The sequence below is a fragment of the Acinetobacter sp. CIP 101934 genome (assembly GCF_000369585.1).
In the GTDB taxonomy this organism is placed as follows: Bacteria; Pseudomonadota; Gammaproteobacteria; order Pseudomonadales; family Moraxellaceae; genus Acinetobacter; species Acinetobacter schindleri.
The window spans coordinates 803,015-815,486 of record NZ_KB850094.1 but is presented as its reverse complement, the minus strand read 5'-3'; the positions used below and the strand labels follow the sequence as shown (position 1 = coordinate 815,486).

13 protein-coding genes are annotated in these 12,472 nt (G+C 44.4%); 3 read left to right on the top strand and 10 right to left on the bottom strand.

Annotation, left to right across the window (positions count from 1 at the left end):
* Positions 1–133 precede the first annotated feature (133 nt).
* Positions 134–1,540 carry a signal recognition particle protein gene (ffh, locus tag F899_RS04335; protein ID WP_004811236.1) on the bottom strand — a complete coding sequence of 469 codons (1,407 nt, stop codon included), beginning with the start codon at positions 1,538–1,540 and terminating at the stop codon, positions 134–136.
* Between the two features lie 138 nt (positions 1,541–1,678).
* Here ffh and F899_RS04330 point away from each other — a divergent pair, with 138 nt between their 5' ends.
* Entirely contained in the window at positions 1,679–2,488 is an 810-nt protein-coding gene (locus tag F899_RS04330) for a cytochrome C assembly family protein (protein WP_004811239.1), read from the top strand.
* A 66-nt stretch (positions 2,489–2,554) separates the two neighbouring features.
* On the opposite strand, the gene F899_RS04325 is transcribed toward F899_RS04330, so the two are convergent.
* Positions 2,555–3,319, bottom strand: a complete 765-nt coding sequence (locus tag F899_RS04325) for a class I SAM-dependent methyltransferase (protein WP_004811241.1) — start codon at positions 3,317–3,319, stop codon at positions 2,555–2,557.
* A 211-nt stretch (positions 3,320–3,530) separates the two neighbouring features.
* Here F899_RS04325 and F899_RS04320 point away from each other — a divergent pair, with 211 nt between their 5' ends.
* The gene (locus F899_RS04320) at positions 3,531–4,481 is read left to right on the top strand and encodes a tRNA dihydrouridine synthase (protein WP_004811242.1); all 951 of its coding nucleotides are present in this window, start codon (positions 3,531–3,533) and stop codon (positions 4,479–4,481) included.
* A 16-nt stretch (positions 4,482–4,497) separates the two neighbouring features.
* Here F899_RS04320 and F899_RS04315 read toward each other — a convergent pair whose 3' ends face one another.
* The 4 genes from F899_RS04315 to rpe form a co-directional block, all read right to left on the bottom strand.
* Positions 4,498–5,151: a nuclease-related domain-containing protein gene (locus F899_RS04315; RefSeq protein ID WP_004811243.1), complete on the bottom strand. Its 654-nt coding sequence runs from the start codon at positions 5,149–5,151 to the stop codon at positions 4,498–4,500.
* A 37-nt stretch (positions 5,152–5,188) separates the two neighbouring features.
* Positions 5,189–5,671 (bottom strand): methylated-DNA--[protein]-cysteine S-methyltransferase, encoded by a 483-nt coding sequence (locus F899_RS04310; protein ID WP_008304399.1) that lies wholly within the window; start codon positions 5,669–5,671, stop codon positions 5,189–5,191.
* Positions 5,672–5,783: 112 nt separating this feature from the next.
* Positions 5,784–6,101, bottom strand: a complete 318-nt coding sequence (sugE, locus tag F899_RS04305; RefSeq protein WP_004811247.1) for a quaternary ammonium compound efflux SMR transporter SugE — start codon at positions 6,099–6,101, stop codon at positions 5,784–5,786.
* Between the two features lie 643 nt (positions 6,102–6,744).
* Positions 6,745–7,431, bottom strand: coding sequence for a ribulose-phosphate 3-epimerase (gene rpe / locus F899_RS04300; RefSeq protein ID WP_004811249.1), 687 nt, complete (start codon positions 7,429–7,431; stop codon positions 6,745–6,747).
* Positions 7,432–7,604: 173 nt separating this feature from the next.
* Between rpe and F899_RS04295 the strand changes: the two genes are divergently transcribed.
* Entirely contained in the window at positions 7,605–7,895 is a 291-nt protein-coding gene (locus F899_RS04295) for a DUF2218 domain-containing protein (protein WP_004811251.1), read from the top strand.
* 3 nt (positions 7,896–7,898) lie between these two features.
* On the opposite strand, the gene F899_RS04290 is transcribed toward F899_RS04295, so the two are convergent.
* From F899_RS04290 to F899_RS04275, 4 genes are all read right to left on the bottom strand, one after another.
* The gene (locus F899_RS04290) at positions 7,899–8,939 is read right to left on the bottom strand and encodes a M48 family metallopeptidase (RefSeq protein WP_005221047.1); all 1,041 of its coding nucleotides are present in this window, start codon (positions 8,937–8,939) and stop codon (positions 7,899–7,901) included.
* A 12-nt stretch (positions 8,940–8,951) separates the two neighbouring features.
* Positions 8,952–10,070, bottom strand: a complete 1,119-nt coding sequence (locus F899_RS04285; RefSeq protein ID WP_005221046.1) for a YjgN family protein — start codon at positions 10,068–10,070, stop codon at positions 8,952–8,954.
* Positions 10,071–10,185: 115 nt separating this feature from the next.
* Entirely contained in the window at positions 10,186–11,022 is an 837-nt protein-coding gene (gene fghA / locus F899_RS04280) for an S-formylglutathione hydrolase (RefSeq protein WP_004811257.1), read from the bottom strand.
* A 38-nt stretch (positions 11,023–11,060) separates the two neighbouring features.
* On the bottom strand, positions 11,061–12,461 hold the full coding sequence (locus F899_RS04275; RefSeq protein ID WP_034424181.1) for a C13 family peptidase: 1,401 nt from the start codon (positions 12,459–12,461) through the stop codon (positions 11,061–11,063).
* Between the last annotated feature and the right edge of the window lie 11 nt (positions 12,462–12,472).

The window sequence follows — 12,472 nt, the reverse complement described above, 5'->3', positions numbered from 1 at the left end:
CCTGTGTTTACATTTTTTAAAGAGTCTGCCTCAGCTAACGACAGGATTGGGTAAGTAAATGTATGCTTTGATTAAACTGTATATCTTAAAAAGCAAAAAAGGCGCATGAAGCGCCTTTTTTTAAACAAAGAACTTATTTCTTGTCGTTGCCGCCGAACAGTGGACCCATGCCACCACCGCCGCCAAACTGTTTCTGCAAGCCGCCGAGTGACTTCATCATTTTTGCCATACCTGATGGATTGGCAAATTTCTTCATCATTTTCGCCATCTGGGCATGCTGCTTGATCAGTTTATTCACTTCAGCAACATCCATACCACAGCCTGCTGCAATACGCTTCTTACGGCTTGGGTTCATCAAGTCAGGGTTACGACGCTCTTTAACAGTCATAGACTGGATGATCGCTTCCATTTTCTTGATTTGTTTTTCAGGGTTGGCTTGAGCAATTGCATCCTGAAGGCCAGCACTGCTCATCCCTGGAAGTTTATCCAGGAAGCCCATCATGCCACCCATCTTGTTCATTTGCTCAAACTGCATCAGCATATCTTCAAAGTTGAAGCTGCCGCCTTTCTGCAGTTTTTTCGCCATTTTCTCGGCTTTTTCTTTGTCGATTTTGCGTTCAACTTCTTCGACCAGAGAAAGCACGTCACCCATGCCAAGAATACGTTGTGCCACACGTTCCGGATGGAATGGCTCAAGCGCATCCAGCTTTTCACCCATCCCCAGGAACTTGATTGGCTTGCCGGTAATGGCACGAACAGAAAGTGCTGCACCACCACGAGCATCACCATCAGTCTTGGTCAGGATTACACCCGTCAAAGGTAGAGCATCGTTGAAGGCTTTTGCAGTATTTGCCGCATCCTGACCAGTCATGGCATCGACCACGAACAGGGTTTCAGTTGGGCTAATCGCAGCGTGTAATTCTTTAATCTCATCCATCATGTCATCATCGACATGCAGACGGCCTGCGGTATCGACAATCAGGACATCAGCAAACTGGATTTTTGCCTGTTCGATAGCACGGTTGGCAATATCAATTGGACGTTCATTGGCATTCGATTCAAAGAAAATCGCACCTACTTCACCCGCAACCGTTTGTAGCTGCTTGATTGCTGCTGGACGGTATACGTCGGCAGACACCATCGCGACTTTTTTCTTTTGACGTTCTTGTAAGAAGCGTGCAAGTTTTGCAGCAGTCGTGGTTTTACCCGCGCCCTGCAAACCAGCAAGTAGCACAACCACAGGTGGTTTTGCTGCCAGGTCGAGGCTTTCGTTCGCCGCGCCCATCATCTTGGTTAGTTCGTCATAGACAATCTTGACGAAGGCCTGGCCTGGAGATAACTGAGTCATCACTTCCTGGCCCAATGCTTCTTCCTTAACTTTCGCGATAAATTCACGAGTTACAGGTAACGCAACGTCGGCTTCAAGAAGTGCCATACGTACTTCACGTAACGTATCTTTAATATTGTCTTCGGTTAGCTGCCCTGAGCCAGTAACATTTCTTAAACTCTGCGTGAGTCGTTCTGTTAAGGTATCAAACATTGCAAAATCCGCTTAAAATAGCCGTGAGCAAAAAATTGTTTCTTAAAATAGAAAATTTATGCATAGAATGCTATAGGATACTGTAGTTCGCATCGAATTTATATAAATGAATATTCATCACCCTTAAAAAGGTTAGACATGGTTAGCCTCCCTCTGGTTTATACAATTTTGGCATTAGTCGCCTATACCGCATCTTTCTGGTATTTGTTTGTTCATTTAATGTCGAAACGTATTCCAAATCAGTGGTTTGTCGGTATCACAGCTGCTCTTGGTCTGGTGTTACATGGCATGGTTCTTTATGGTGACATGCACACCCCGATGGGGATAAATTATGATGTCTTTGTTCTGGTTTCGTTTACTTCCGGACTGCTGCTTTTACTGAGTCTGGCTTATAGTACCTATCGCCCTATTCTGCCATTGAATCTGATTGGTATTCCGGTTGCAGCGACTGGCCTGATTTTAGGCTTTGCTTTTACCCCACAAGCCAAAATCATTGTGCAGAACTCGCTTGGTCTTGATATTCATATTATCCTGTCATTATCTGCCTATGCAGTGCTGCTGATGGCCACCATTCAGGCGGTGATTCTGCGTTTTCAGGACCGTGAACTCAAGAAAAAACAGAAACGCCGGGTCTGGGTCAATCTGTTACCATCGTATCAGGATATGGAATCATTGCTGTTTGATATGCTGATGACCGGTTTTGTCCTACTGACTATTGCCTTAGGTTTCGGCTTCTTTACCATTGATGATTTCTTCGCCCAACACCTCGCACATAAAACAGTATTTAGTATTATTTCCTGGCTGGTCTATGGCGCTTTACTGATTGGTCACTGGAAATTTGGCTGGCGTGGACAAAAGGCTGTTCGTTTTACTTTAATCGGTTTTGGTTTGCTGGCTTTAGGTTTTATCGGTTCCAAGTTTGTGCTGGAAATGTTGTTGAATAAGTAAGTTTAAGATTTTTTTAAAATTAATATTTTCATAAGCCCAACTACTGGGCTTTTTATTTGCCAAAACTTAATCTGGATTTACTCTGCCTACCCGTACCGACAGGGGCCAGCGGATGACTCTGGGCAATTCCGGATCTTCCCATTCGGATAACATGGTATCTGCCAGTATATTGAGTGGATTATGTCCTAAAGCTTTGGTGGCTGCTTTAACAGCTGACCATGTACTCATATAACCAATCAGCTGGTAAAAGTTCCATTCAACTTGCAGCACAGGGGGCGAAATTGAAATTTCTTCAAATGGGAATATCAGATTCTGATAACCTTCATCTACATGAGGACGTTCTGGCGGCCAGTATGAAGCAAGTGTCACTTCATAAAAATGCCTGAAATAATGATTCAAATGCTCCTCATCAACATTAAAAACACCATAAGTAATCAAAGCCAGAATGGCATTTGGTTTCGCAATACGTTGTACTTCTGCATAAAACTTGTCCAGGTCCAGCCAATGTGCAGTTTGCGCTACCGAAATCAGATCAACACTCTGGTCAGCCAGAGGAATATCTTCTGCTCTAGCTTGAAGATATTGTATTTTTGAATGAGGCTTGGCTTGGGCAAGCTGTTCAGCACTGCCATCAATCGCAATCACCTGATCGAAGTAATTTGCCAAGACCTCTGAAAACTGCCCTGAGCCACAACCAACGTCTAGAGCCAGTTGTATATCAGGTGACAGCTCTGACAATATCTTGCCCAACATGTCTGGATAATGTGGACGAAACAAGGCGTAGTCCTGTGACTGCTGGGAGAAATAATCCTTGAAATGAGGCTGTTCCATACTGCCATCCTGAAAATTTATTGTTCTTTTCAATATAGCCATCAATATTTAAAACTCTATTATTTTATTGTGCTGAAGACAGCTGATCTGTTGATATGTACTAAATCCATTCTCACGCTCCCTCCCTTTATAAGCATGAAATTTAAACTGCCTGGACATTCAGGCGAAAAAGCCGTATAACACCGTTTTTCAAATTCACAGGTGTTGACCGTTGAAACTTGTTCTTGCACCCATGGAAGGCTTAACGGACCCGATTATGCGCGATGTACTGACATCCGTCGGAAGCTTTGACTGGTGTGTGACCGAGTTTATTCGTGTCACAGATTCGCTGTTGCCGGACCATGTTTACCATAATTATTGCCCTGAACTCCTAAATGAAGGTAAAACTGCAGCCGGTACACCGGTACATGTACAGTTCTTGGGGAATAATCCGGAAATGCTGGCAGCCAATGCAGTCAAAGTTGCTGCTATGGGTGCACCCGCAATTGATATGAATTTTGGCTGTCCGGCTAAAACCGTCAACCGTCATCGTGGTGGTTCAGTACTGCTGGATGAACCTGAAGTCGTGTATGAGCTGGTGAAAGCTGTGCGTGATGCGGTTCCTGCACATATTCCGGTATCCGCAAAAATGCGGCTTGGCTATATGGACCGTAACTTTATGCTGGAAAATGCCCATGCCATTGAAGATGCTGGTGCTGCCTGGGTAACAGTGCATGCGCGGACTAAAGCGGATGGCTATACCCCACCTGCATTCTGGGACCAGCTACAACCGATCCGTGAAGCCTTAAAAATTAATGTCATTGCCAATGGTGAAATCTGGACAAATGCCGATGCCAAGCAATGTCAGCTAGAATCTGGTTGTGAAGATCTGATGATTGGACGCGGTGCAGTAACGACGCCTGATCTGACTCAATGTATCCGTAAAAATAGTGATGATCCACTCATTAGCTGGAACGAACTGCTTGGTCTGCAAATTCGTTTTCTGAATGGTTCCTATAAAAAAGAAATGAATATGGTCGGTCGTTATAAGCAGTGGCTCGGCATGATGTCCAAGCATTATCCTGAAGCGAAGTCGCTGTGGGATGAAGTAAAACGGGTAAAACCGCTGGAAGAAATTACCGAAAAGCTCAGATATGCTCAGCATTCCGCTAAAAATCCCTGAACTTTTCAGGGATTTTTTATTTAACTTGCTTACGCTGCTTTAAGCCCTCTATATGTTGACGATTGGTCTGTCTGGATTTCTCCAGCATAGCCTTCTCCAGATGCAGCTGAATCCGATTGAGTTTGGTTTCAGAAATTACCGGCTCCTGAAAGCTTTTCACGTAATCCGTCCAGCTGGCATTACGAAAAACATTTGCTGGCATCGCGGTCTTAAACTCAGCTTCTGGCATAAACACCACCAGTGAATGGATATGTTCTGGACTTAAAACGTCTGTCAGAACCTGTTCCAGCACTTTGACGTGTTTATAGTTCTGATGCAGCGGATTCTGGAATTTATAACTCTGTTTATAAATTTTTTGAGTCCACATTTTTTGACGTTCACCCCCAAAAATCCAGCCTTTATAATTCTTGGTTTCAATCACAAATAGCCCAAATGGGCTTAACAGTAGATGATCAATCTGGGTAGTAGTCCCTTGCCCATCCTCAAAGGTCAGGTCATTCATCAAAATATAATGCGGCTGTTTAAGATAGCGTTTAGCATGCACAATAACGGCAAACTCACCGAATTTCCCTTTGAGATATGGTTTAAATAGCTTGAATAAAGCTGCTAAGGAAAATAAAAGAAACAGCCACCAGAAACTTTCAATCACTGGGGCGAAAAATGGATTCATTTTGTTGGGTCAGATTTTTATTAGGATAGAATATATCTTACTTATTTTGTTCAATATTTAACAGGATTTCCTTGCGGTCCAGTCCACCTGCAAAACCCACCAAAGCGCCATTGGCACCAATCACACGATGGCATGGAGCAATAATCGAAATCGGATTACGACCGTTGGCAGCCCCCACGGCACGAACCGCTTTCGGATTACCAATTTCCAGGGCAATATCACGATAGGTTCGAGTTTCTCCATAAGGAATATTCAGCAAGGCCTGCCAGACACTTTTCTGAAATGGTGTACCGGCAAAGTCCAAAGGCACATCGAAACAGCTACGTTGACCAGCAAAATATTGTTCCAACTGCACTTTAGTCACAACCAGAATAGGATGCCCAGGATCTTCCATTAAAGTTGCCAGCTTGACCCGGTTCGGCTTTTCACAGTCCCAAAGCACCGCAACCAGTGCTTTAGTACTCGCCACCAATTGCAATTGCCCCACAGGTGAATCCATATAGATATAGCTTAAGTTCATGTCCTCACCCTGTTGCATTGCCACAGAAAGATTATATTTTAACGTAATGCTCAATAGAAGGTTGATATAAATAAATACTGAAACATTTACATTAGGGTACACCCTATAAACTTTAAGAAGATGAGAGTTTCATCAAGACCAGACCGGAAATAATCAAGACAGCTGCCAGCATGCGCATGGCAGTCGCAGGTTCTCCCAAAATAAAAATCCCAATCAGGAAAGAACCAACCGCACCAATTCCGGTCCAGATGGTATAGGCGGTGCCTAAAGGTAGCGTACGCATAGCGTAAGCCAGCAGTGCAAAACTTAGAAACATGAAAAAGATAGTAATAATGCTGGGGGTCAGTTTGCTGAAGCCTTCCGATAGCTTCATTGAGTAGGCCCACACTACCTCAAAAAGACCTGCCAGTATGAGTAAAAACCAGGCCATATGCCCTCCTTCATGAATTAAGAAATCAGGCCGTCCTGACGATTTTTCCTGAGTAAAAGCAATATTTTACATCAAGGGAGGTCGTTCCTCCTAAAACTGTGAGATTGTATAAAATTACTTGCAAAAATATAGGGCAGATTACAAAAATTGACCGTATGAGATGTAACTTAACTCAGCTTAACTCAAGCACCCAAGACAGCCCTTAAAAAACTCGCTACTTTAGACATACAGTTGAGAACAAAACAGAGTTCTCATTTGCTTTAAAAATGACAACAAGGTGCTCAGCACTGCTCCAAAACAAGAAGCTTATCCACATCAAATAATTAAGTTATGCACATGAATTAAATTTAAAATTGTTCGGAGAAGTTACACAATGAAACACGAATTTAAAATAAGTTGATCACTTTTTATAAAGCTTGATTTGTAAGCATAGGTGAATAAAACACCAGAATTTGTAAGTCTTTCAAAATAGAAAAAGAACCCAAATTGAGTTCTTTTTATACATATTTTGTATAATGCTTAAACAACCAAGCTACAATTGATTACAATTTATGCTGGATATCCATAGGGTTACCCACATAGATATCCATATACTTATCCATAAAGTTATCCACAGATTGCTGTGAATAACATAAAATTCCGATCAGACAGTGACTTGTCCTACTTTCGCCAGTTCTGCACGCATTTCATCAATCACAGCTTTATAATCCGGTTTACCGAAGATCGCTGAACCTGCTACAAACATATCCGCACCTGCTTGTGCAATTTCGCGGATATTGGCTGGTCCTACACCACCATCTACTTCTAGACGGATATCACGACCAGAAGCATCAATGATCTTGCGTGCCTGACGTAATTTATCCAAAGTCATCGGAATGAATTTCTGACCACCAAAGCCCGGGTTTACACTCATCAACAGGATCTGATCCACTTTATCCAGTACATAATCAAGGTAATGCAAAGGTGTTGCCGGATTAAATACCAGACCCGCCTGAGCACCGCCAGATTTAATCAGCTGCAAAGAACGGTCAACGTGATCAGAAGCTTCCGGATGAAAAGTAATAATGTCCGCACCGGCTTCAAGGAAATCACCAATCATGCGATCGACCGGTTTGACCATAAGATGCACATCAATCGGTGCCTTAATGCCATATTTTTTCAATGCCTTACACACACCTGCCCCAAAAGTCAGGTTTGGCACATAGTGGTTGTCCATGACATCAAAATGAACAACATCAGCACCTGCTGCCAGTACATTTTCAACTTCTTCACCTAAGCGGGCAAAGTCAGCAGACAAAATAGAAGGTGCAATTAAATACGGCTTGGACATGGAAGAACCTGGCTGAATATGAGATGAATACCGCATTATAACAAATTGTATTTGCGCCTGCGTCTGTTCGCCTGAATAATCGCATCCGCTTAACAAATTGTTATAGGACAAGACTTGCCGGTTATGGATGCTCCCGCCTATGATGAATACCTCTCAACAAGATCATTCAAACTATGCAAGAAAGTTATACTGATATTCCGACCTTACAAGCTCAACGTATTGCCTTACGGTTAATGAAACATTGGCAACACAAATTTGAAGTGGCCTCGACTGAACAGAATATTCAAATTCACATGCCAAATGCGACGGTGGAAATGATACCTATGGATCAGCATTTACGGGTACAGATTCGGGTACAGCAGGAAGATGTCGACCTGCCGCGACTACAGCAGGTGGTCATTGAGCATCTCGAACGGATGGGTCAGGAGCCTTTACAGGCAGAATGGCAAATTCAGCAACTCTAAGCCTCAGGGCTGTCGTAGTGTATGTTCTGCCTCAAATGCTTTTACCGCCTTAATCCGCTCTTGTGTTGCAGGATGGCTACTAAAGAAATCCCATACTGAGCTTTCGGCCTCCTTATCTTCCCCACTGTCTTTAGCCAAGCGTTCCAGAAAGTTGGCAAAATGAATGGTGGGAATATGCTGGGCCTGCATCGCATTTAAAGCATAGTCATCTGCTTCAGCCTCAAAATTACGCGAATAGCTGGCGCCGACCATGGCCACCGGTAAATTGGTCAGCAAGTCTGAACCATCACCGGTAATCATGATTAAAATTACGCTAAACCCTAAACTGGAAAGTGCCTGTTGCAGGCTATGCCGCTGTACCAGATGGCCCTGTTCATGCGCCAACACCCCCATAATTTCCCGATCATCCTGAGCCAGTGCGACCAGTTCATCAGTCAGGATAATGGTATTGTTTGGAATCGCCAGTGCATTGGCACCGATTGCTCCGCCTTGACGGAACACCACTTTCGCCGGCTGATCTCCTGCAACCAGTTGCTGATATTGCGTAACAATCTTCTGCTGACGTGCCTTAGGCAATTTAGTATCTTCAGTCATCTTCAAGACATAGCTTTCTGCTTCATCGCCCATACGCGTCAAAGTGTTGGCAGGCAGATGATGAGCCACATGATAGGAAGCTGCTGGAATGCCCCATTTAATTGTCGCAAAACCCAGTGCCAGTACAAATACCACACTAAACAGAATCAAAGCCGGAGTGCGTTCCAGCTTCCAGATCGAGTGCTGTAATCCCTTACGCTGCAAATTAAACCATTCTGGCAGCTCAGAAGAAAACTCCAGGCGGGCATCATCTTTGAGTTCAACCACTGGCTGAATTTTTCCAAGTGCTCCAATCAGCTGCATGTCTGCATACAGATAACGCCGCTGCTGTGCATAAGCTTCGCCGTAACGAATCAGTACCGACTGATCATCAATCCGGGACACCTGCGCCGGTTGCGGTTTTGAGATAATGCCATCATAGAAAATGACGTCAGTGACCTGAGCAGACATACTTTTCTCCTGTTATAACGACACATCAATATCGAAGATGTCACTGATCTCTTCTGCCAGCGCACTGTGATCCTGCTGTGCTCTGTTCATCATCATGTCCGGATCATTATGTAAATTCAGGGTTAATGATTCCACCTGATAGCGATATAGACGAATCACTGCCCATGGTGTAAGCAAACCTAAACTCAGAATACGTGCAATCCAGTTAGTCACCAGAATCCAGGTATAGTGCCATTGGGTACACTCGGTCTTGAACTGGCTACGACTGATAGAGGTATTGTTCCAGGTGGTAATAAAAATCCGGGCCTGCATCAGGGGGAAAATAATAAAAAAACCAAAGAGATAAATCGCCACAATCCAGCCGATTAGCGAGCTTAAAACTCCAGGATTGCCAAGATTGGTAAAACTGGAACCTATGCCAAAGATCATCACCGCAACCAGAAAACCCATGAAAATAAACAGCGGGACATACATGGCCTTCATGTAATCGCCCCATGTGGCATTCAGCTTGAATTTCAACTGACCTGCATAAAGATGATCAAAGCAATAACGTTTATATAGCCAGACCAATACCGGGAAAAAGATCCCTAGGGTCAGGATATAAATCAGGATGGCTTTGATAAAGGTCCAGTAAGCTTCCTTATTGGTGCCGCCAAAATAAAACCGGGCATTGCCAAATTTACTGTTGCGGGCATTAAATCGTAGTGTCGCCCGAATCAGCCAGGGCACTGCCAGATAAAGAATCAGCAACCCGACCAGTGTCGCTGTAGTAGACAGGTTTGAAGCAATCGAAATCGCAAAATATAGTCCCAGCGCAATCAGACGCCCCATCAAAATTTTGACTGGCACCCCGGTAAAGTCGAAACGGCGTTGTACAAATTCAGTATTACCATAAAAATAACGTAAACGGCGTACCTTGGCCCAAGGTGAATACAATCCTAAAGTGACGATTGTCAGCAGGATATTCACAATCCAAATACCGAAATATTCACTGGCAGTCCCATGAAAACGAAAATGCTGCAATCCGCCTACCCGTACAGGTCTTACTTCCGACGTGGCTGGAATATCAGGTGGAAATGGTGGAATGACTGGAGGAATTGTAGATGCGTCTATATCACTGGTATTTTGCATAAACTGCCTTGTTTTTATTATATAAATCTTTGCAAGCATAGCGCATGATCAGACATGGATACCAGCATATTTGCATCCATGCCATGAGTCATTTGCTTTGGGTTATAGCTAAAAATCAGTTTTCGAGCTGTACCGCATGGAACTGTAGATGGTCATCAACAAAGCTCTGAATAAAGTAATAACCGTGATCATAGCCCTGATGTTCACGCAAGGTGAGCTTTTGTCCCACGGCATCACAAGCTTGCTGGAATAAGGCAGGATTCAGCTGGTTATAGAACTGATCATTAAAGCCTTGGTCAATCAGGATATCCGGATAAAGTGCACCTTTGGCTTTGACCAGTTCAGTCGCATCATGTTTGGCCCATTCTGCACGATCTTCACCTAAATAATTGCTAAAGGCCTTTTCACCCCAAGGGCATTGGCTTGGTGCACAGATCGGAGCGAAGGCAGAAACAGAGACAAATTTTTCTGGATATTTAAATGCCAAGGTTAATGCGCCATGCCCCCCCATCGAATGTCCAAAGATACCGATTTTGCCTGGCTGAATTTCAAATTCTTCATTCACTAATGGATAAAGCTCATTCATGAGGAACCTTTCCATCTGGAAGTGTTCAGCCCAAGGAGACTGCGTTGCATTGATATAGAAACCGGCACCCTGTCCGATGTCCCAGTTATCCCCTTCAGCTACCCCTTCACCACGTGGCGAGGTATCTGGTGTAATCAGAATCAGGCCCAGCTGTGCTGCCAGACGCTGCGCATGCGCTTTAATCGCAAAGGTTTCTTCAGTACAGGTCAGACCTGCCAAATAAAATAACGCTGGACAGCTTTGTCCTGCCAAGGCTTGCGGCGGCAGAAATATACCAAAGCGCGCTGAATTTTTTAACACTTTAGAATTAAAGCGATAGATTCGCTGTTCACCTTCAAAACTTCTATTATTCTGTAGCAGTTCCATCATGATTCCTTTTCTATTTTCTAAAGTCATTGATCAGTTTAGGGCGCCAAAGCGACTGACTGGGAAGCTGAAGCTGTTGTCGCTGGCGGGAAAAGACGTTGTTCAAGCTGAGGTAACATCAACTCCATATTCTTACCGATGACCCACTGCGGCTCAGAAGGTTCAAAACCTTGTGCACTTTCCCACTTCGCTACCGTCTGGCTGGCTTGTGTAAAAGCTTCCTTTAAGCTGTCCTGCTCACGCATGGCTTCATCAAAGAAGGCACGGCCAAAGTAGGTATAGTCGGCTTCATTCGAGCAGCCAAAGGACTGGCGATCTGCTGCTGAAGCGGTGATGATCAAGGTATTTTCATTTTGCAGTGCAGAAACAAAACTGCCGGAATAACAGGCAGAAATCACAATGACTCGCCAGCGGATGCCGGATGCATCCAGCGTGTCACGCAGCCACTTTGGATCGACCTGTGCCAGATCTAGCGGTGCATTTTCCATTTCAAATACGTTTGGCAAACCATGCGAGGTCATGTACAGGAAGAGCACATCACTTTCGCGATTCATCTGCTGGCCAATACGGCGTAAAGCCAGTTCCATACTGGTTTTGGAAGCAATTGGCATCTCGGTACGAGCTGCTGGGTGATTTACCAAGGCAATCGAACGACCAAAGGTTCCAAAGCGGGTATCAAACTGTTCCTTGATCCGTTCAATCTCTGAATAGAATACATCTTGATAGCTGGCACCTGCCACACCCACAAAATACCAGTGTGACTGCGCAAACTCGCCATATTCAATAGAATCCAGCGCTTTGTTTAGTAAATTAGGTTGTGCATAGAAGGCATCTTCAGCAAAGCTGGGCGGGACTTCTTCCACTTTCCAGATCGGCTGATCTTTGACAGAAATCTGCCAAACGACCAAGGTAAACAGGGTTGCCAGCATAATTAGTGCCCGCTCCCACCACGGCCATTTCAGTTCACGTGAGAATACCCAGACCACAGCCAGACTTTGCCAGACAAACAGCATCACAAATAAGGTCGGGATATAGTCATACAGGATGTACGGCAGATAGTCGAGATCGCCCAGATACTGAATCAGACACTGGAACAGCATGATGTGCGTATCCAGTACCAGCCAGAGCAGGGCCGGCACCAGCATCAAACGCGGATTATTGATCCGCTGTGACAGAAAAATCCCGACAATCAGGGCAATAAAAGGCCAGAGTGCGTAGCTAACCAGACCTTGGGAGTTAAATTCCCCAATCCGGCCTGAACTGAGCCAGCTGAACAGGCTGTTGGCACAACCGCCCAGAATGCCCCAGAACACCAGTTGAAGAATGGAGGGACGTACCATTTGCAGGGAACGCCTCGACCCCAGAAACAACCATATTCCGGCAATTTGATTGCTCTTAAAATCGTGCCAAAAATTAATGGATGGTTTGAAGTCGATCATAGGATTTCGGG

What these genes read in the sequence shown, in the direction of transcription:
- ffh (WP_004811236.1), bottom strand. Translation starts at nt 1,540, where the DNA reads ATGTTTGATACCTTAACAGAACGACTCACGCAGAGTTTAAGAAATGTT.
- F899_RS04330 (WP_004811239.1), top strand. Translation starts at nt 1,679, where the DNA reads ATGGTTAGCCTCCCTCTGGTTTATACAATTTTGGCATTAGTCGCCTAT.
- F899_RS04325 (WP_004811241.1), bottom strand. Translation starts at nt 3,319, where the DNA reads ATGGAACAGCCTCATTTCAAGGATTATTTCTCCCAGCAGTCACAGGAC.
- F899_RS04315 (WP_004811243.1), bottom strand. Translation starts at nt 5,151, where the DNA reads ATGAATCCATTTTTCGCCCCAGTGATTGAAAGTTTCTGGTGGCTGTTT.
- F899_RS04310 (WP_008304399.1), bottom strand. Translation starts at nt 5,671, where the DNA reads ATGAACTTAAGCTATATCTATATGGATTCACCTGTGGGGCAATTGCAA.
- sugE (WP_004811247.1), bottom strand. Translation starts at nt 6,101, where the DNA reads ATGGCCTGGTTTTTACTCATACTGGCAGGTCTTTTTGAGGTAGTGTGG.
- rpe (WP_004811249.1), bottom strand. Translation starts at nt 7,431, where the DNA reads ATGTCCAAGCCGTATTTAATTGCACCTTCTATTTTGTCTGCTGACTTT.
- F899_RS04295 (WP_004811251.1), top strand. Translation starts at nt 7,605, where the DNA reads ATGCAAGAAAGTTATACTGATATTCCGACCTTACAAGCTCAACGTATT.
- F899_RS04290 (WP_005221047.1), bottom strand. Translation starts at nt 8,939, where the DNA reads ATGTCTGCTCAGGTCACTGACGTCATTTTCTATGATGGCATTATCTCA.
- F899_RS04285 (WP_005221046.1), bottom strand. Translation starts at nt 10,070, where the DNA reads ATGCAAAATACCAGTGATATAGACGCATCTACAATTCCTCCAGTCATT.
- fghA (WP_004811257.1), bottom strand. Translation starts at nt 11,022, where the DNA reads ATGGAACTGCTACAGAATAATAGAAGTTTTGAAGGTGAACAGCGAATC.
- F899_RS04275 (WP_034424181.1), bottom strand. Translation starts at nt 12,461, where the DNA reads ATGATCGACTTCAAACCATCCATTAATTTTTGGCACGATTTTAAGAGC.